This is a genomic window from Arenibaculum sp. (assembly GCF_035998295.1).
In the GTDB taxonomy this organism is placed as follows: domain Bacteria; phylum Pseudomonadota; class Alphaproteobacteria; order Azospirillales; family Azospirillaceae; genus DASYHS01.
On the sequence record NZ_DASYHS010000047.1, the window covers coordinates 45,237 to 63,958 of the forward strand.

Sequence of the window (18,722 nt, forward strand, 5' to 3'; positions counted from 1 at the left end):
GCCCCTGGACGTTCAGCCCGACGCTTCTTCCGTCTCGACGCTGGACAGCCGGTGCCGGTCGTCGAAACTCGCGACCAGCCGGCCGGCCCGGGGCGAGTCCGCGACCAGGCGCGCTGGTCCGTCCTGCGCGACCGTGTACCGCTCGTGTTCGAGATATGCGCGCACCGGGACGCGGTGGTCGAGGAAGCCATAGGCCTCGACCATGCGCCGGATGACCCGTACGACGAACAGCGCCGGCCGTTCGCCGGGCGGGGGCAGGTGGCCCCCGTCGTCGGTCACCACCACGTAGACCCGCCATTTCCCCTGGAGGGGGAAGACGAACCAGCCTTTGCCCCCGCAGCGGGCCGCCGCCAGCAGCGCGATCTCGTCGCCCCCGACCGCGCCCGAGATGTCGATCCGCGGCTGCGTGAACAGCGGCTCGCCCGTGCTCTCGCCGAGCGCCTTCAGCGCCCGGGCCCGCACCAGCACCTTGTCGGCGAAGTCGCAGGTGGTGGTGTCCCAGGCCCAGACCCAGTCGCCGCTCTCGTCGTTGGCGATGCCCAGCACCTCGACCCCCAGCCTTATGTCCGGCTCGAACTCGATCGTCCCCTCGTCCAGGTCGTGGGCGAAGTTCCGCTTCCGGGCCAGGTCGGCCATCAGCAGGAGCTGGGACAGGCCCGCTCCCGCATGCTGGGCGAAGTCGCGGATGGATGGGTCCATCGTCATCTGCAGCCCTCAGAACGAGGTGTAGTTGCCGAACGTCACGTCGAAGACCTTCTTGTTTCCCTGATAAACCCGGTACCGCACCTCGGAGGCCACCGCGGTCGAGTCCTCGTATATGAAATCGACCCTGGCGGACACCGTTCCGTTGGTATCGACGTAGTCGTAGACCTGCCCCTCGAACACCCGGTATTGGCCCCGGTTGATGCTGCGGGACTGCGGGAAGATGTTCTCGACGTCCCTGCCGCTCCCGCCGAGGCGGTTCGCGAAGATGTGCCCGGCATCCGGGAACTCGTCGGTCAGCCCCGAGTTCGGGTCGTATTTCCCGCCGGACAGCTTCGTGAACCCGGCCTCGTCCTTCACGAAGTCCCGCGTCGTCTTGTTGGTCCCGGTCCCCGTATCCAGGTCCGCCTGGGTGATGGTCGTCTGGGCGGTCGTCTTCCTGCCGTTCGGGTCGTAGGCGCAGGTGACCGTCAGGACATTGTGCGCGAGGACGCCGTCCTCGCCAACGGCGTAGACGTGGAGGTCGGCGACTTCCAGGTTGTAGACGCGGACCGCTTCCCCGACGGGGCGGACCTCCGTCACCTCTGCGGCGGTGCCGTCGGCGCGGACGACGGTGCGGCCGGGCCGCAGCTCGGCCGCCTCGGTCCAGTCGCCGCCCTCGACCAGGAACGGGTGCCTGGCCGTGGTCCGCAGCGTCTCCCCGCCGACCGTCAGGTCGAGCGCGTCCTCGGCCACCCGGGAGTACAGGCGCGTCACCGGGCGCCACGCCGCGTCCGCCGGGTCGCCCCCGGCCAGGACCTCGTCGCCGACCCGCAGGTCCTCGATCGCGACGGGGCCGCCGCGGGTCCGGACGGGCGTGCCGCCGGCGAAGGAGGCGGCGCCGCATGACGCCTCGTCCCCGCCGGGCGCCTTCTGCTGGCCGTCATGGCCGTCGTTGGCGAGGCCGGAGTCGAGCGGCTCGTCGCCCTTCGTCGCCTCCATCCCCGCGCCTTCCGAGTGGACGGCGTCCTCGATCCCGGCCTCCGCCGCGTCGGCCTCGCCGCCGAAGCCCAGCGTCACCACGTCGAAGCCGAGCGCCAGCCCGTTCTCGAGCGACGGGTCGCGCACGAACTTCACCGCGTCGTAGGCGGCGAAGGCGACGCCGATCGCCACCCCGACCTCGGGGAAGGCGACGGAGATCGCGATCAGGGCGACCGCCTCGCCGATATGCAGCAGCACCTTGCCCGGCGAGAACGACGCAGCACCGCCCCCGGCGGCCGTGGCGGGCGGCTGGTGGGTCAGGCCGGCCCCGCCGAAATAAGCCTCGGTCGAGAAGCGCCCGTCGGGATCCGCATGGCCGAACGGGTCGTTGCCGGCATAGCTGTAGGGGTTGTCGAACTGCCCCGCCGGGTCCGGCGTCAGGAACCGGCCGAGCGCCGGGTCGTAGACCCGCGCCCCGAAGTTCAGCAGCCCGGTGGTCGCGATCTGGTCGCGGCCGCCGAACTTCTCGCGGAAATCGTCGACGCCAGCGCTGGAGGGCTCGTTGAGGCCGCCGAAGGGAAGATAGGCGACGCGCGCCGTCTCCTTGCCGTCGGCGTCCGTCACCAGGTTGGGGCTCAGGACGGTGTCGCGGTGGAAGTACCGGATCCCGGTCTGCTCGATCCCCGCGCCGTTCGGGCCCGGTACCAGATCGGCATGCGCCGGCCACGGGGTCCCCGCCAACGCGACGGTGGACGCCAGCAGTGCCACGAGGGTGCGGCGCAGCCACGCCCCGGCGCCGTCCCGCCGGCGCCATCCGCCGACCAGCAGGATGAGCCCGCCCGGCAGGCCGACGGCGCCGGCCGCCGCCACCGTCGCGCCGGAGACGGGCCAGCCGGGCGCGCCGGCATCCGCCTTCCGGCTGCCGGCGGTGGTGGAGCCCAGCGCCGCGAGGCAGGTCGATTGCCCGGCCGACGGAGTGAAGCCGTCCGTGGTGATCGTCGCGACGATGCCGTCGGGACCGGAGATCGACGTCGTCCACAGCGTGCCGGTGTCCGCGGCCGTCCGGTGCAGCCCGGGGCCGAGCCAGACCGTCGTCGTCCCGTCGGCGTCCCTCTCGACCGCGAGCGACTTGTCGGGACCGTAGGCCATGTCCGACACGTCGCCGCCGTTCAGCGAGACGCCGGTCAGCATGGCCTCGGGGTCGTAGGCGTAGGCCCATGCGTCGGCGCCGCCGCCGCCCGTCCGGGCCGACAGGGCGCCATTGCCGAGATAGTCGTAGGTGTCGCGGCCGGTCCCGGTCTCGCTGCCGCTCAACCGGTAGGCGGCCGCGGGGTCGGTCTCGAAGATCGTGGTCTGCGATCCCGTCCGCCAGCTCGTGATGTTGCCGCCGGCGTCGTAGGTCAGGGCGGTATCGGGATAGGGTCCGGCCGCGCTGGTCAGCCGGCCCATGACGTCGTAGCCCAGCGTCTGGGACTGGCCGGCCGCGAGCGTGTCGGTGATCCGGCTCAGCACGTTGACGGGGTTGTCCTGCGCGCCCCACGCATAGGTCATGGACGAGAGGTCCGTCGTCCCCGACGTCGCCGTGCTGGCGGTCAGGCGTCCCACGACGTCGTAGGAGAACCGCGAGGCCAGCCCGTTGCCGTAGCTGCGCGTCTGGTAGCGGCCGAGCGCGGTGTAGTCGCCATAGGCCGCGATCGTGCGGAACGCGGACTCGCCCGCCGCGCAGTAGTTGACGGACTGCAGGTTGAGGTCCGCGCCGTAGACGGTCTCGACGACGGAGCCGTCGGCGCCGACCGCCGCCGTCTCGCGGCCCAGCGGGTCGAACAGGGCGCCGAAGGAGAAGGTCGTGCCGCCCTCGGTCGTCGTGAACGCGGACTGGTTGCCCATCCGGTCGTAGGCCATGGTGTGCGCGACGGTGGCGTTCGCGGCGCTCGACATCCGCCCCTTGGCGTTGGCGCCGGTGTCGTAGCCGAAGGTCGAGGTCTCGACGGCCACGTCGCCCGCGTCGACCAACGTGCGCTCGAGTGGACGCGACAGGGCGTCGAAGGTCTGCGTGACGGTGTTGCCGGCCGAGTCCCGCGTCGAGACGACGTTGCCCAGCGCGTCGTAGGCGAGCGCGATCGTGCCCCGCGTCGGGTCGCTCTGCGACGTCGTCCGGCTCAGGCTGTCATAGGCGTAGACGGTCGTGTCGCTGCCGTTCGAATCCAGCGGCCCGACGCGCTCGACGATCCGCGACAGCCCGTCATAGGCGAAGGTGCCGACGCCGCCGTCGGGGGCCGTCGTCCTCAGCGTCCGCCCCCTGGTATCGTAGGACGACACCGTGGTCTGCACCAGGCTCCTGGCCTCGCTGGTGGATGCCGCGCAGCTCGCGGCGGAATAGGTGTTCCGGGTCGTGGTCCGCGCGGCGTTGTCGTAGATCCAGGTCTGGACGGTCGACGTGCCCAGCACGGCGTCCGGCGGGCCGCAGGTCAGCACCGGGCGGTCGTAGACATCGTAGTCCGTCCGGTTCAAGGCGGCCGTCCCGGTATCGGCGAAATACGGGAGCGACCGGGCGGCGACGCGGCCGGCGGCGTCGAACGCGACGGTCTCGAGGACCACGGGGCCGTCCCCGGCCGCGCCCTTGCGGACGGTCGCGTACTCGCGCCCCATGCCGTCATACGACACGCTGGTCCAGGACCAGGCGTCGGACGCCTGGCCGCAATCCCGCCAGTCCGTGCACGACGAGGTCGTCGTCGTCCATCCGGCGGGCGTGCCCGCCGCGTAGGAGACCGCCGTCGTCTGCACCTGCGAGCCGTCGGTCGGGGACGGTGCCGTGGCGGCGAGCGGGCGGCCGAAGTCGTCGTAGCTGGCACCGGTCGTGTTGCCGTTGGGATCGGTCGTCGACAGGACGACGCCCAGCGCCAGGTCGAAGGTGCGGCTGACGGTCAGCGTGTCGCCGCCCCCGACCGGGGGTGACGTCCGCGTGACCGGGAAGGTGTGGAAGGTCGCGTCGAACCCGAACGTCTCGGTGGCGCCCTGCGGGTCGGTGCTGGCGGTCACGTTGCCGTAGGCGTCGTAGCCGTAGGACGTGCACAGCCAGGTTCCGCCCGCGACCGGTGCGGCGCAGGTGGCGTTCCGGGCGTCGGGGGATCGCGCGTCGAGGAAGCGGGCGCTGTAGAGGACCTGCCAGGAACCGTCGTAGCCGTTCCGCTCCCAGGTCAGGTCGGTGCCGGGCGTCCAGCCCGCGAAGGCGCTGCCGTCGAGGCAGCCTGCCGCCGACATGCGCATCTTGTGGTCGATGACGTAGCCCAGGCGCCACTGCCCCTGGGCGCTCAGGTCGGTCGGCGGCGCGTTGTAGGTCGCGCAGGTGTAGACCGGCGCCGAGTCCGCGTCGGCGGCGTCGCCGAGGTCGGACACCAGCGTGACGTTGCCGAAGCCGTCATAGGCGTAGGTCTCGACCAGCGTGTAGGCCGGCTGCGGATCGGGCGCGTTCCCGTCCGGGTTCGGGTACATGCTCGACAGTTCCGCCACCTGCTGGACCTGGTAGACGCCCGGGAAGAACGCCTTGGCCGGCGTGGCCGCCTGCTGGGCGCAGTCGGCCGGTGCGCCGTCGGTCCTCGTCCCGACCGGCGTCCCGCCGGTGCTCATCGTGCAGGACTGCTTGACCAGGGGCTGGGCCTTCATCGGCACGAGGCGGTCGCCGAGGATCGCCCGCATCTGCTGGTCGGTGGCCAGATGGGTGAACGGGAACTGCGTCTCGTAGACCGTGACGCTGGCGCGCTCCGCCTGCGGGTCGAACGAGGTCACCGAGGTGAAGCCGCTCCAGCCCCGGCCCTCCAGGTTCGTGACCGCGCCGGCATAGGCGTAGGTGTAGGTGAAGCAGTGGCCGGCCGCGTCCGGGCCCGCGCAGTCCACCATGCCGTCGGACCTGTCGAGGCGGGACACGACGTAGGTGGCGTCCTGGACGTCCTGGTAGGGATACGCCGACGCCGTGCCCTTGGCGTAGACCGGGCCGTAGGTGTTGCTGAGCGGCGCGTAGGTGAGGGTGGTGGTGGCGCCGACCCCGTTGGCGACGGAGACCAGCGTGTCCGGCGGCGGAGGTTCGCTCAGGCCCGCGACGGTATAGGGCGCGCCGAAGAAGGTCTCGGCCTGCCAGCTTCCCGACCGGACGGTGAGCTGGACCATGTCGGCGAAGCCGCGGCCCGTGAAGTCTCCCTGCAGGACCGGGGAGGTGGTGCTGAGCGGCTGCGTGAACGTGGCCCAGGTCTGGGGCGTGGCGCTCCCGCCCGAGAGCACGACCGAAAGCTGGCCGCCGGACCCGTACTGGCGCAACGCCCCGAAATCGGCCATGTGGTCGCCGTTGAAGTCCTCGACGACGACCGAGGCGACCTGCTGGCCGAAGGCGATCGTGCCGGCGACCTCGTTCAGCTCGGTGCCGGTCGCGAGGTACCGTTTGACGGTCCTGCCGCCGGTGCTGTCGAAGATACCGACCAGGTCCTGGATGCCGTCGCCGTTCAGGTCGCCGAAGGTCAGGTCGAACTGGCTCGCCACGGAGGTGGGAATCCCGGGCAGCGCCCAGCTTCGGGCCGTCGCGGCCGGGTTCGTCAGGTCGGGCACGACCTGGAGCTGGAGCGTGCTGCCGGAGACGACGGGATAGACCAGCTCCGCGGTCCCGTCGCCGGTCAGGTCGGTCGCCTCTATGCCGGCCGTCGCCAGCGAGGTGAACCGTGCCGGCGTGCTCGGGCCGCCGACCGGCTGCCCGGACACGCCCGAGGGCTGGCCCAGGTAGGAGGTGACGCTCAGGTTCTGCCCGACCACGCCCAGGAGGACCAGGTCGGTGATCCCGTCGCCGTTCACGTCGCTGGACAGGAACCGCTTGTTGCTCGTGCTCGGAGAGTTCTGGGGCTTCCAGGCCGTCGTGACGACGCCGCCGGTGCGCGGGTCGGTCGAGTAGGTCGTCCCGGAGAAGGTCGACCCGTAGACGCCGATGCACAGGATGTCGACCGGGCCGTCGCCGTTGAAGTCGCCGACCAGCGCCGCCGAGGCGCACTGGCTCGACGGCTGGGAGCGCCATGGCGTTTTGGTGAAGGTCCCGCCCGAGGGGTTGTAGGTCAGGACGTCGACCAGCCCGCTCTGGGTGTTGATCCGCGCCAGTCCCGAACGCCCGTCGCCGACGAAGTCGGCGGCGAAGAACAGGTCGTTGGCCTGGTCCGCGCTCAGGTTCGTCGCGATGCCGCTGGTCGCCGTGTAGGCCGGGCCGCCCGCCGTCCCGGCGGGATCGGACCAGGCCAGCGCGAGGGGGGCCGCGCACTGGCCGGTCCGCCCGCATTCGGTGACCGTCGCGATCCGGCTGCGCCCGGTCGTCGGGCCGGTCTCGTACCCGATGGAATATGTCGCGACGGGCGATGCCTGCCCGCCGATCGTCGTCTTCACGACGATCTGCTTGAGCCGTACCGTCGTCGTCGTCGCGACCCCGCCCTGGTAGCGGGTGACCGCCTCGACGGGGGCGTTGGGCTCGTAGGTGAAATCGACGCCGCGGGTGTCGGTGAGACCGACGCCGCTATAGGTCACGCCGGTGAGCTGGTATTCGCCGGTCGCGGACTGCGACTGGTAGTCGAAGGTGATGAAGTTGCCGTCGGAATCGGTGATCGAGCGCACGGCCCACACCGCGACGACGCCTGGGGGCGCGCCTACGCCCGCGAAGCCCGTGCCCTCGGTCCCGAAGGTGACGACCGTGCCGTTGCCGGCGAAGGCCTTGAACGAGCACGGTCCCCCGCCGCAGGACTGGCCGCCGTTCCAGTACGAGACCACCTTGACGAAGCCGTCGACCTCGGTCCGGTAGACGGTCTGGTCGCCGCCCTGCGCGCCGCCCTCGATCGGGACCAGGCGCTGGCCGTCCAGGCAGAACCGGTCCTGGGTGGTGAAGGTGACCCCGCCGGTGTGTCCGTCCTGGGCGATCGTCGGCGCGCAGCGGGCGACCGTATGGGTCCCCGACAGCATCCAGCCGACGCCGAGCAGGCCGTCGTCCTGGTGGCTGCTGTAGGTGAGGGACAGCTTGGGCGTGAGGCCGCCCGTCCCCTGGGGAAGGGCCAGCGGCAGGGTGAACGTCGCCGCTCCGTTGCCGTCGACCGTCGTGGTGTCCGGGAACGCCACGCCGGGGGCGTCGGCCGCGAGGGGCGCCGTTCCTCCGGGAAGCAGGCCTCCCGGTATCAGAAGCGCGATGCCCGCCAGCATGGTCCATGCGAAGCGTCGAACGTCGTTGAGGCGCATGTCGTCCTCCCCAGGCTGGCCCAGGCTGGTGCGGGCCCTGCGGTTTCTGTCCAGGATTTCGGGGGGCGCGGCGGCGCCGGAGGCGCCGCCGCGTGCCGTCACTTCTTCAGGGCCGGCAGGCCGAGCGAGTAGGTGATCGCGATCTGGTCGCCGGACTGGTTCATCGAGGTCACGGTGCACGTGTAGCCGCCATTGGGCACGTAGCAGCCCGCGATCCAGTTGTCGTAGATCAACTGGGAACCGCCGCCGCCCTGGACGCCGCAGGTGCTGCTGATCGGGTAGTTATTGCTGAGGCAGAAGTTGACGACGCTGTTGGTGCCGTTCATCACCGACCAGAGGATCCCGTCGTCCGGAAGGGACTGGTCGCCCTTCTCCGAGCCGCAGCCGAAGAAGGCGGCGCAATGCTCGGTGTAGAGCTTCGTCGAAGTGTTGCCGGGGATGGACTTGCCCTGCGTGAGGTCCTTCTCGTACCAGTTCTTGTAGTTGATGTTGCCGATCGTCGTGGTCGGAAAATCCGTCCCAGCACTGAACGTGATGTAGAAGCCTTGGCCGGCATGTGCCACACCAGAGTATGCAGAAAGCGTGGCAAAGACAGCGGCGGCAGCAAGCACTTTAACCGATTTCACGATGGTCTCCGTCGAAGGGGGTATTTACTTTCTATACTTTTGCACCATGAACTCGCCATTCGGTAGGATCAAGCGCTTACGGAGGTCATATGACCGGACCGTTGGATGAGCTTGCGTCCGGCGCCGAAAGGATCGTCATGCAGGGGGCCGGACCCGGCCGCGCCCGGCGCGGAGTGACGCGACTCGACGTCTGAGGCCTGCCGCGCGCCCTCGGGAGTTGACGAAGCGCCGCTCGTCGTTACATCTCCATTGTTCTGGAAATGACGTACGAACCTCCGAAGCCATGGGATGACCGATGCCGACCACCGCAAAGCTGGCGCAGAAGGACGTGCTCGGAGCGCTCGGCGCCCTGTCGCAGGAGACCCGGCTGGAGATCTTCCGCCTGCTCGTGCAGTCCGGTCCCAGGGGCCGCGCGGCGGGCGCGATCGCGCAGGCGCTGGGCGTGCCGTCCGCGACGCTGTCGTTCCACCTCGCCGTGCTGACGAATGCCGGGCTCATCGTCCAGCGCCGCGAGAGCCGGTCGCTGATCTACTCCGCCGACTACGAGGTCATGGACGGCGTCGTCGGCTTCCTGATGGAGAACTGCTGCGGCAGCCCGGGGGCCGACGAGGCCTGCTGCGCGCCGGGCAGCGTAGCCGAGCCCGGCGGGAAGGCATCGAGCGCCGCCTGATGCCCTCCCGCATGCCCCGGGCGGGAAGAAGGTGCCGCGTTCCATGACGGGCCATGCCGACGTCGTGGTGATCGGCGGCGGGCAGGCCGGGCTCGCGCTCGGCTATCATCTCCGGCGGACCGGGCTGACCTTCCTCATCCTCGACGCCGAGGACGCCCCCGGCGGCGCGTGGCGGCATGCGTGGCGGTCGCTGCGCCTGTTCTCCCCCGCCGCCTGGTCGTCCCTGCCGGGATGGCCGCTGAACGGCGGCGAGACCACCTATCCCGGCCGCGACGACGTCGTCGGGTACCTGACCCGCTACGAGGCCCGGTACGAACTGCCCGTCCGCCGGCCGGTGACGGTGCGCTCGGTCGAGAGGGCGGGCGACGGCGTCCTGCTGGCGAGGACCGACCGGGGCGACTGGACGGCCCGCATGGTCGTGAGCGCGACCGGGACCTGGCGGCACCCCTACGTCCCGCACTATCCCGGCCGGGAGGCGTTCCGCGGCGCCCAGGTCCATTCCGGCGCCTACGAGGGGCCGGAGTCCTTCGCCGGCAAGCGGGTCGTCGTCGTGGGCGGCGGCAATTCCGGCGCGCAGATCCTCGCCGAGCTGTCCGAAGTGGCCGACACGACCTGGGTGAGCGAACGGCCGCCGGTGTTCCTGCCGGACGAGGTCGACGGCAGGGTGCTGTTCCACCGGGCCACGGCGCGCATCAAGGCGCTCCAGGAGGGCCGCGCGCCGGAGATCCCGGCCGGCGGCCTCGGGGACATCGTCATGGTGCCGCCGATGGCCGCGGCCCGGGACCGCGGCGTGCTGCACGCCCGCCGCCCGTTCGCGCGCTTCGGCGAGACGGGGGTCGTCTGGCGCGACGGCACCGCGACCGGGGCCGACGCCGTCATCTGGTGCACGGGTTTCCGTCCGGCGCTCGACCACCTCGCGTGTCTGGACGTCGTCGGCCCGGATGGCACGGTCGCGGTCGACGGCACCCGTTCCGTCCGCGAACCGCGGCTGTGGCTGGTCGGCTACGGCGGCTGGACCGGCCCGGCATCGGCGACCCTGATCGGCGTCGGCCGCAGCGCCCGCGAGACGGTCAGGCGCATCGCCGCCGAACTCGGCGCGGAGGGCGGGCAGGGCGTGCCGACGCCGCCGGGCTGAGGGGCATATTTCCATGTTTATCGAAATGATCCTTGACCGACCTGCCGCCGGATGTTATTTCGATTATAGTCGAAATATGGTAATGGGTATCGGACGCGCCACGTGACGGGTCCGGCCCCCGATGGAGAGAGGCGATGATGAACATTGCGCACCCTGTCGTCGTGATCGGCGCCGGACCCGTGGGACTAGCCGCCGCCGCCCATCTGCTGGCCCGCGGCCTGGAGCCGCTGGTCCTGGAGGCCGCTCCCGAGGTGGCGGCCAACATCCTGGACTGGGGCCATGTCCGCCTGTTCTCGCCGTGGCGCTACAATGTCGACCGGGAGGCCGCGGCGCTGCTCGCGCGGTCCGGCTGGGCCGCGCCGGCGTCGGACGTCCTGCCGACGGGGCGCGAGCTGGCCGACGGCTACCTGCGGCCCCTGGCCGCCCTGCCTGAGATCGCGGCCCGCCTCCGGCTCGGCCATCGGGTGGTCGCCATCGGCCGCCGGCACATGGACAAGGTGAAGACCGGCGGCCGCGACGCCTCGCCCTTCGTGGTCCGGGTCGAGACGGCCGAAGGCGAGGGCGAGATCCTCGCGAGCGCCGTCCTGGACGCATCCGGCACCTGGGCCACGCCCAACCCGCTGGGCGCGAACGGCCTTCCGGCGGTCGGCGAGGGGACCTTCGCCGAGCGCATCCACTACGGCATCCCGGACGTGGCGGGGGCGCTGCGCGACCGCTATGCGGGGCGCAGGACGGTGGTCGTCGGGTCCGGCCACTCCGCGGCCAACGCCCTGCTGGACCTGGCGCGGCTGGCAGGGCAGGCGCCGGGGACCGGGGTGGTGTGGGCCGTCCGCGGCGCCGACCCGGCGCGGGCCTTCGGCGGCGGCGAGGCCGACGCGCTGGCCGCGCGCGGCGCGCTGGGCACGGCGCTGCGCAACCTTCAGGCCGGCGGCGCGCTGGAGCTGGTGACCGGGTTCCGGGTGGCGAAGGTCATCGAGGCGGACGGGAAGCTGGTGCTCGAGAGCGACGACGGCCGGCGCATCGAGGGCGTCGACGAGGTGGTCGCGGCCACCGGCCAGCGGCCCGACCTCGCGCCGTTGCGCGAGCTGCGGCTGAGGCTGGACCCGTGGCTGGAATGCACGGAGGCGCTCGGGCCGCTGATCGATCCCAACCTGCATAGCTGCGGCACCGTGCGCCCGCATGGCGTGCGCGAGCTTTCCCACGCCGAGCCGGGCTTCTACACCGTGGGCATCAAGAGCTACGGCCGCGCCCCGACCTTCCTGATGGCGACCGGCTACGAGCAGGTCCGCTCGATCGCCGCCTTCCTGGCGGGCGATGTCGAGGCCGCCCACGACGTGCGGCTGGAGCTGCCCGAGACCGGCGTGTGCAGCAGCGCTCCCGGCCCGGTGCCGGTGGCGGAGGATGCGGGCGGCTGCTGCGGCGGACCGGCCGCGGCCGGGGTGGATGCCTGCTGCGTGAAGGACGCCGACATCAAGGCGGCGGGCGGGACCGGCTGCGGCTGCGGCGATGCCCCGGCCCAAGCCCCGGCCCAGGCCCCGACCCAGGCCCAAGCGGCCGTCGAGACCGCCGCGATCCCCGTCAAGGCGGGCTGCTGCGGGCCGAAGGCGGCATGACGGTCACCGCACCGGCCGGGATGCCTGCCGCCGGCACCCCGCGCGGTGCTCCCCTGCGCCACGGCCTCATCGCGGGTCTCGGCGTGGCGCAGATCGTCTCCTGGGGGACGCTGGTCTACAGCTTCCCCCTGCTGGCGGAACCGACGATGCGGGCGTTCGGCCTGACGAAGGCCGACGTCTACCTGCTGGCGTCGATGGCGCTGGTCGTCGCCGCGCTCGCCGCCTATCCGGTCGGCGTGGCCATCGACCGGGGCCATGGCCGCGCGGTGATGGGGGCGGGGTCGGCCCTGGCGGGCCTCGGTTTCCTGGCGTGGTCGCAGGTGCAGGCCGCCTGGCATCTCTACCCCGTGTTCCTGCTGCTGGGCCTGGTCCAGGCCATGACCCTGTACGACGCCGCCTTCGCCGCCGTCGCCCGCCTGTCCGGGGCGCAGATCCGGCGGGCCGTCACGACCCTGACGCTCTGGGGCGGGTTCGCCAGCACGGTGCTGGTGCCGCTCACCCAGCTGCTGCTCGACGCCTTCGGCTGGCGGGGGGCGCTGGTCTCGCTGGGACTGGGCAATCTCGCGGTCGCGGCGCTGGTGACCGCGATCCTCGCCGAAAGGCCCGTGGGCCCGCCGAGGGGCGAGCCGGCACCGGTGCCGGTGCCGGTGCCGGGGCGCCCGCTCCGGGCGGCGGCGGCCAAGCCCGCGTTCTGGCTGCTGCTGGTATCCTTCGCCGTCTATACCGGCATCTTCTCGGCGCTCAGCTACCATCTCTACCCGCTGCTCATGGAGCGGGGTCTGGGGGCGGCGGCCGTGGTGGGCGCCATCGCGGTCATCGGGCCGGCGCAGGTTGCCGGGCGCATCGCGATCTCGGTCCTGGGCGGGCGGCTGCCCATCGGCCGCCTCGGCTCCGTGACCGTCGTCGGGTTCCCGCTGGCTGCCCTGCTGCTGCTGGTGTCCGGCTCGGACTTGGCGATGGTCTACCTGTTCGCGGCCCTGTACGGGGCGGCGAACGGCATCATGACCATCGTGCGCGGGACGGCCGTTCCGGAGATGCTGACCCGCGACGCCTACGGCGCGGTCAACGGGGCGATGGGGGCTCCCGCGACGGCGGCGAAGGCGGCCGCGCCTCTCGCGGGCGCCCTGCTCTGGCAGGCGTCCGGCTCCTACGATGCCCTCGTCGTCTGCGCGCTCGCGGGCGCGTCGGTCGCCGCCGCCTGCTTCTGGGCGGCGGCGCTCACCTCCCGGGCCCGCATCACGTAGAGCGCCCGGCCGCCCCGCTCCTTGATCTCGCCCGCGGCCGGGGCTACTGATCGGCGCTGCGCGAAATTTCCGCAGGAGTTCGAAGGACGATGGCGCCGATTGCCGATCACGCCGCCGGGAGCGGCGGCACCGTCGGGCTCGCCGCGGCGGCGGCCGCGCTGCCGGAACGGGGCTGGAGCAGCCTGATCCTTGGCCGGGTCGCGAACACCCGGGTGAAGCTCTTCCGCGTCGACCCCGAGGGGCTGCCGGAAGAGGTCCATCCCGGCTGGGCGGAAGCGCTGATCATGATCGAGGGCGAGATGCGGATGGAACTCGACGGCGTGGGCTGCACCCTCAAGGCCGGAGACTGCATCCGCATCCCCGAGAACGTCCGGCATGCCATCCTGCCCGGCGGCCACGGCGCGTTCCTCCTGGTCGATCCGGACGGGCTGGTCTGAAGCGCAGCCGGCGCCGAGTATCGGGACCCCCTGTATGGCAGGCTACGCAGCCCCGGGGTCGCGGTCGCCGAGCCGGCGGCCCCAGTTCTCGACCCGGCCGCTTTCCAGCCGGCGCCTCGCGAGGTCGCGCCAGGACGGCGCGAGCTCGGGCAGCGCCGCGATGCCGGCCAGCGCGTGGCGGTCGAGCATGTCGACATAGAAGGCGCGCAGGACGCGGGCGAGCGGCCAGCCGGGACGGGGCCGGTCGAGCAGCGTCATGCCGTCGCCTGCGGCGAGCCGGCCGGGCTCAATCACCCGGTAGTACCAGCCGGTCCGGCCGCTGGACTGGACCCGCCGGGCCATGTCCGCGACCCCGAAGCGGTGGTTCAGCTTCCAGCACGGCTGGCGGGCCTGGCTGACCTGGAGCGTGGCGGTGCCGGCCCGGTAGACGTCGCCGACGCAGACCTCGTCCTCGGTCATGCCGCGGGTCGACAGGTTCTCGCCGAAGGCGCCCTCCAACGCCAAGACCTCCGACGCCAGGACCGCCGGCGCCGGGCGGAGTTCCCGCCGCCATGCCTCGTAGTGCTCGCCGGGATAGTGGTGCACGGCCTTGTCCGGCCCGCCGTGATGTCGGCGGTCTCCCTGCTCGTCGCCGGCGAGGCCGGTTCGAGACAGCGCGACCGCACCCGCGGCCGGCGCCTTGGCGATCGCGCTGGCGGCACCGGCGCGCCCGAACGGCACCGCCCGGCCGACCAGCACCGCGTCGATCACGACGCCCGCGGTCACGATCCGATCCCGTCCAGCCACGCGCCGAGGCAGCGGGCCGCTCGCGCCTCCAGCGCAGGGGCGTGCCGCTCCGCCTGCGCACGCAGGTCCTGCGCCGACAGGCCGGCGGCGGCGATCTCGCAGGCATGGCCGACCAGCCAGGGCTCGAATCCCTTCAGCCTCGCCTCGGGGTGGAACTGGAGGGCCAGCGCGTTGCGGCCCCAGGAGAAGGCCTGGTTGGGACAGGCGTCGGTCGCGGCCAGCCGCACCGCCCCGTCGGGCAGGTCGAAGGCGTCGGCGTGCCAGTGGAGGACGGATGCGCCCTCCTCGCCATAGGGCGCCAGGCACGACTCCCGGCCCTCCGGCGTCAGCCGGACGGGGGCGAAGCCGATCTCCGGCCGCGGGCCGCGGCGGACGGCGGCGCCGAGCGCACGCGCCATCAACTGGGCGCCGAGGCAGAGGCCGAGCGTCGGCGCGCCATGCGCGAGGCGGGCTTCCAGGATCCGCAGCTCGTCGGCCAGGAACGGGTAGGCGTCCTCCTGACAGGCGCCGATCGGGCCGCCGAGCACGACGAGGAGCGGCGTCTTCACCGGCTCCAGCGTCCACAGGTCGTCGACGCCCGCATCGTAGTAGTGGACCTTGTAGCCCCGCGCCGCCAGCACGCCTTCGAAGCTGCCGAGATCCTCGAAATGCACGTGCCGGATCGCCACCGCCGTCTTCATCATGGCCGCATGCTCCGCTGCGTCCCCGTCATGGTCACCACCATATTGACATAGGACAATAATTCGTTTATCTCTGACAAAATATCGCCATGCCGGCGCGCTGTCCAGCGCCCGCATCACCGGGGTATGCGTGATGAGCCATCCCTTCCTCGACGGCAGGACCGCCGCCGAGATCGCCGCGAGCGCCGAGCGCGCCATCCGGGACGGCCGCCTCGCCGACGGGGCGAGGCTTCCGGCCGTGCGGGACCTGGCCGAGGCGATCGGCGTGAACCGCAACACGGTGGCGGCGGCCTACGCCCGCCTGCGCGAGGCGGGCCTGGTTACCGGCGCGGGCAGGCAGGGCTCCATCGTCGCCGCCCGGACGCGCGTGGACGCCTACCGGCCGCCGATCCCGGCACGGGCCAGGGATCTCGCCTCGGGCAACATGGACCCGCGGCTCCTGCCCGACCTGGCGCCGCATCTGGCCTCCCTGGCGCTGCCGCCGGGCGCCTACGAGATGGCCGACGACGACCCCGGGCTGGTGGCCCACGCCCGCGAGCTCCTGCGCGGCGACGGCGTGGCCGCGGGGGAGATCGCGGTCGTCTCGGGCGCGATGGACGGGATCGAGCGGGCGCTGCGCGTCCATCTGCGCCCCGGCGACGCGGTCGCGGTCGAGGATCCGGGCTACGTCTCGGCGCTCCTGCTGATCCGCTCGATGGGCCTGCGCCCGGTCCCGGTCCCGCTCGACGGCGACGGCATCGACCCGCGGCTGCTGGACGGCGCGCTGCGGGACGGCGCCAGGGCCGTCGTCCTCACGCCGCGCGCCCACAACCCGACCGGCGCGCGCCTGACCGCGGACCGCGCCGGGGCGCTGCGCGAGGTGCTGGACCGGCACCCGGCCGCCCTCCTGGTCGAAGACGACCACGCCGGCCCCGTCTCCGGCGCCGCCTTCGCGACCGCGGCGCCGGCGGACCCGGACGCCCGCCCCTGGGTGCTGGTGCGCTCGGTGTCCAAGTTCCTCGGGCCCGACCTGCGCGTCGCCGTGGTGGCGGGGGACGGGACGACGCTGTCCCGCCTGCGCAACCACCAGGCGCTCGGGCCGCGCTGGGTCAGCCATCTCCTGCAGCGGCTGACGGCCCGGGTGTGGTCCGATCCCGCGACCGCCGCGCTGGTGGAGCGCGCGGCCGCCTCCTACGCGGAGCGGCGGGCCCTGCTGGTCGGGGCGCTCGCGGCGCGCGGCATCGCGGCGGCGGGGGCGTCGGGCCTCCATGTCTGGGTCCCCGTCGCCCGGGAGGCCGAGGCGGTCCAGGGCATGCTTGCGCGCGGCTGGGCCATGCAGGCCGGCGAGGTCTTCCGCATGCGCAGCCCGCCCGGGGTCCGGATCGGCGTGGCGGGGCTGTCGCCCGGCGAGGAGGAGGACGTCGCGGCCGCGCTGGCGCAGACGCTGCGCCCGGCCCGGGGCATCTACGCCTGACCGGGCGGCTCTCCACGTCTCCTCGTGGCCTCGGGGGACCCGGCCCCAACCCCGGCCCCGCGGTCGGTAGGCGCCGACGGGCGACCTCGCGCCGCCCTGCCGTGACGGACCGCGGGCGGAGTTCCGCCGCTCCGGTACTGGAAGGTCAGCAGCAGGAACGTATCGAGGATCGGTGTGCTGAATCGCCACATCGCGGCCTCCTTTCGAGGCCCACTGTGCGGATGGCTGGCGGTGGCGCTCAAACGAGCTTATCGTCCTCCTTGCATAACCTGAAGTGATGCATCCCGTGGAGGCGCGCGTGTCACGCCGGTTGCCGACGCTGACCGCGCTGCGGGCCTTCGAGGCGGCGGCGCGGCATCTGAGCTTCACCAGGGCGGCCGAGGAGCTGTTCGTGACCCAGGCCGCCGTCAGCCGCCAGGTGCGGGAACTCGAAAGCTGGCTCGGGCGGCCGCTGTTCCGCCGCCAGCACCGCCAGGTCAGGCTGACCCAGGACGGCGTCCTGCTCGCCGAGCACCTGACCGGGAGCTTCGACGAGCTTGCCCGCGTCATCCAGTCCGTGCGCGACCCCGGGTCCACGAGCCTGCATGTCAGCGTCGAGCCGGCCCTGGCCGCGCGCTGGCTGGTCCCCCGCCTCGGCCGGTTCCGGGCCCGCCATCCCACGGTGGAGCTTTCGCTCAGCAGTTCCGCCGCCGTCGCCCGCGTGGGAGCGGAGGCGGACCTCGCGATCCGCTGGTCGCTGGACCGGACCGCCTGGCGCGGCGCGACCGCGTCGCTTCTGGGCGAGGTGGAGGCCTTCCCGGTCCTGGCGCCGTCGCTGCGCGCCTCGACGCCGGGTCTCGACGGCCCCGCCGACCTCGCGCGATGTACCCTCCTGTTCGAGGACGACCGCGGGTATTGGAGCCGCTGGTTCGCCGAGGCCGGGCTGGACGGGGTGCACCTGCCCCGCGGGCCGGTGTTCAACGACGCCGCGCTGGCGATCGAGGCCGCGGTCCGCGGCGAGGGGGTGGCCCTGGGAGAGCCGGCGCTCGCCGCCGACGATCTGGCGGCGGGGCGGCTGGTGCGGCCCTTCGCGCCTCGCGTGCGCCTCGGCGCGTACTGGCTGGTGATGCCTCCCCACGGCGCGGGCGCGCCGGCCGCGGCCTTCGCCGAATGGGTCAGGGAAGAGATGGAGGCGACCCTGGACGGCTTCCGCCGGCCGTGACGAGACCCTTCCCGCCGTTGCCGGCGCCGTTCAGATCGGCTCGGCCACGGAAGCGGCCCGATCGACCCTGGCCGGTTCTCCCGCCGTGGACTGCGGGGCCGGGGGCTTGCGCATGATGACGGCCCAGTCCGAGGCCTTGGCCTGGAAGCGGCCCCAGGTCAGGGCGCCGGCAAGCGTTCCTACGGCCTCGTATATCCCGTAGAGAAGCGGCGACCGTCTCTTCAGGTCCTCCTTTTCCGGCCCTTCGTAGCATTGCGCGATCAGCAGGTCGAACCCGCTCGTCTCGGCCATCCGGACGATCGAGCGGAAACTCGACTCCGGCTTCAGGAAGGTCCGGAACGGCGCATATCCCGGTTCCCCGGCACGGGCGCCTCCCTTGATCCTCCGGTAGTACCAGACGTGGAACCAGTGCGGCGACAGCTTGGTCACCGCCCCCTTGACCGAGTACAGGTTCGGACAGCCGACGACCAGGACCCCGCCCTCGTCGAGTGCCTCCATGATGTTCTTCATGGCGCGGGCGGGCCTGTCGAGATGCTCCAGCACGTTCCAGCAGACGACGAGGTCGTAGCGGTCCGGGCTGGTCCAGCTTTCGAGGTCGCCGACCACCTTTTCATTTGCGTAGGAATTTCTTTCGAGCTACTCGGGACTGATGTCGAGCGTCGTTACGTATTTTTCTCCTCTGAAATGAATGTGCATGCAGGAACCGCCTCCCGCTTCCAGGACTCGGATCAGGCGGTTCTTGGGCAACGTCTCGTTCAGCTTTTTCTCTATTAATTTAATTATATTCTGACCATCCATGATCTTTTCCTCCAAAACTATTTATAAGGATTGCTCCTGAAGTTGTTCTCTCTGAAGAAACCTTTGGTACTAGCCGGCAAGAACTTTGGAGGTGGTGCAACGAAGGCAAGAGGTGATGTCGGCCGCCTGGGCGCCGCGGTCCCCGAGGCGGGATACCGGGACCGGGGT

General features: G+C 72.0%; 13 protein-coding genes. 7 read left to right on the forward strand and 6 right to left on the reverse strand.

Annotated elements, in window-relative coordinates:
• Positions 1 to 12: 12 nt before the first annotated feature.
• The 3 genes from VGO20_RS05060 to VGO20_RS05070 form a co-directional block, all read right to left on the reverse strand.
• Complete coding sequence (locus VGO20_RS05060) at positions 13 to 705, reverse strand: DUF6882 domain-containing protein (RefSeq protein ID WP_327501209.1); 693 nt, start codon at positions 703 to 705, stop codon at positions 13 to 15.
• Between the two features lie 9 nt (positions 706 to 714).
• On the reverse strand, positions 715 to 7,911 hold the full coding sequence (locus VGO20_RS05065; protein ID WP_327501210.1) for a polymorphic toxin-type HINT domain-containing protein: 7,197 nt from the start codon (positions 7,909 to 7,911) through the stop codon (positions 715 to 717).
• Positions 7,912 to 8,009: 98 nt separating this feature from the next.
• Complete coding sequence (locus tag VGO20_RS05070; protein WP_327501211.1) at positions 8,010 to 8,474, reverse strand: hypothetical protein; 465 nt, start codon at positions 8,472 to 8,474, stop codon at positions 8,010 to 8,012.
• A 358-nt stretch (positions 8,475 to 8,832) separates the two neighbouring features.
• On the opposite strand from VGO20_RS05070, the gene VGO20_RS05075 reads away from it, so the two are divergent.
• From VGO20_RS05075 to VGO20_RS05095, 5 genes are all read left to right on the forward strand, one after another.
• Positions 8,833 to 9,207, forward strand: coding sequence for an ArsR/SmtB family transcription factor (locus VGO20_RS05075; protein ID WP_327501212.1), 375 nt, complete (start codon positions 8,833 to 8,835; stop codon positions 9,205 to 9,207).
• 43 nt (positions 9,208 to 9,250) lie between these two features.
• Complete coding sequence (locus tag VGO20_RS05080; RefSeq protein ID WP_327501213.1) at positions 9,251 to 10,342, forward strand: ArsO family NAD(P)H-dependent flavin-containing monooxygenase; 1,092 nt, start codon at positions 9,251 to 9,253, stop codon at positions 10,340 to 10,342.
• 134 nt (positions 10,343 to 10,476) lie between these two features.
• The gene (locus tag VGO20_RS05085; RefSeq protein WP_327501214.1) at positions 10,477 to 11,955 is read left to right on the forward strand and encodes an NAD(P)-binding domain-containing protein; all 1,479 of its coding nucleotides are present in this window, start codon (positions 10,477 to 10,479) and stop codon (positions 11,953 to 11,955) included.
• Positions 11,952 to 13,199: an MFS transporter gene (locus VGO20_RS05090; RefSeq protein ID WP_327501215.1), complete on the forward strand. Its 1,248-nt coding sequence runs from the start codon at positions 11,952 to 11,954 to the stop codon at positions 13,197 to 13,199. Before VGO20_RS05085 ends, VGO20_RS05090 begins: the two co-directional genes overlap by 4 nt.
• Positions 13,200 to 13,288: 89 nt before the next feature.
• A complete protein-coding gene (locus tag VGO20_RS05095; RefSeq protein WP_327501216.1) occupies positions 13,289 to 13,636 on the forward strand; it encodes a cupin domain-containing protein in 348 nt (115 codons plus the stop codon).
• Between the two features lie 42 nt (positions 13,637 to 13,678).
• On the opposite strand, the gene VGO20_RS05100 is transcribed toward VGO20_RS05095, so the two are convergent.
• Positions 13,679 to 14,401, reverse strand: coding sequence for an MOSC domain-containing protein (locus VGO20_RS05100; RefSeq protein ID WP_327501217.1), 723 nt, complete (start codon positions 14,399 to 14,401; stop codon positions 13,679 to 13,681).
• The gene (locus tag VGO20_RS05105; protein WP_327501218.1) at positions 14,398 to 15,105 is read right to left on the reverse strand and encodes a glutamine amidotransferase; all 708 of its coding nucleotides are present in this window, start codon (positions 15,103 to 15,105) and stop codon (positions 14,398 to 14,400) included. The genes VGO20_RS05100 and VGO20_RS05105 overlap by 4 nt, the downstream gene beginning before the upstream one ends.
• A 130-nt stretch (positions 15,106 to 15,235) precedes the next feature.
• Between VGO20_RS05105 and VGO20_RS05110 the strand changes: the two genes are divergently transcribed.
• On the forward strand, positions 15,236 to 16,555 hold the full coding sequence (locus VGO20_RS05110; RefSeq protein WP_327501219.1) for an aminotransferase class I/II-fold pyridoxal phosphate-dependent enzyme: 1,320 nt from the start codon (positions 15,236 to 15,238) through the stop codon (positions 16,553 to 16,555).
• A 298-nt stretch (positions 16,556 to 16,853) separates the two neighbouring features.
• Complete coding sequence (gene gcvA, locus VGO20_RS05115) at positions 16,854 to 17,756, forward strand: transcriptional regulator GcvA (RefSeq protein ID WP_327501220.1); 903 nt, start codon at positions 16,854 to 16,856, stop codon at positions 17,754 to 17,756.
• Between the two features lie 30 nt (positions 17,757 to 17,786).
• Here the strand turns inward: gcvA and VGO20_RS05120 are convergent, their stop codons facing one another.
• Positions 17,787 to 18,362 carry a class I SAM-dependent methyltransferase gene (locus tag VGO20_RS05120; protein ID WP_327501221.1) on the reverse strand — a complete coding sequence of 192 codons (576 nt, stop codon included), beginning with the start codon at positions 18,360 to 18,362 and terminating at the stop codon, positions 17,787 to 17,789.
• Positions 18,363 to 18,722 lie beyond the last annotated feature (360 nt).

What these genes read in the sequence shown, in the direction of transcription:
- VGO20_RS05060 (WP_327501209.1), bottom strand. Translation starts at nt 705, where the DNA reads ATGACGATGGACCCATCCATCCGCGACTTCGCCCAGCATGCGGGAGCG.
- VGO20_RS05065 (WP_327501210.1), bottom strand. Translation starts at nt 7,911, where the DNA reads ATGCGCCTCAACGACGTTCGACGCTTCGCATGGACCATGCTGGCGGGC.
- VGO20_RS05075 (WP_327501212.1), top strand. Translation starts at nt 8,833, where the DNA reads ATGCCGACCACCGCAAAGCTGGCGCAGAAGGACGTGCTCGGAGCGCTC.
- VGO20_RS05080 (WP_327501213.1), top strand. Translation starts at nt 9,251, where the DNA reads ATGACGGGCCATGCCGACGTCGTGGTGATCGGCGGCGGGCAGGCCGGG.
- VGO20_RS05085 (WP_327501214.1), top strand. Translation starts at nt 10,477, where the DNA reads ATGATGAACATTGCGCACCCTGTCGTCGTGATCGGCGCCGGACCCGTG.
- VGO20_RS05090 (WP_327501215.1), top strand. Translation starts at nt 11,952, where the DNA reads ATGACGGTCACCGCACCGGCCGGGATGCCTGCCGCCGGCACCCCGCGC.
- VGO20_RS05095 (WP_327501216.1), top strand. Translation starts at nt 13,289, where the DNA reads ATGGCGCCGATTGCCGATCACGCCGCCGGGAGCGGCGGCACCGTCGGG.
- VGO20_RS05105 (WP_327501218.1), bottom strand. Translation starts at nt 15,105, where the DNA reads ATGATGAAGACGGCGGTGGCGATCCGGCACGTGCATTTCGAGGATCTC.
- VGO20_RS05110 (WP_327501219.1), top strand. Translation starts at nt 15,236, where the DNA reads ATGAGCCATCCCTTCCTCGACGGCAGGACCGCCGCCGAGATCGCCGCG.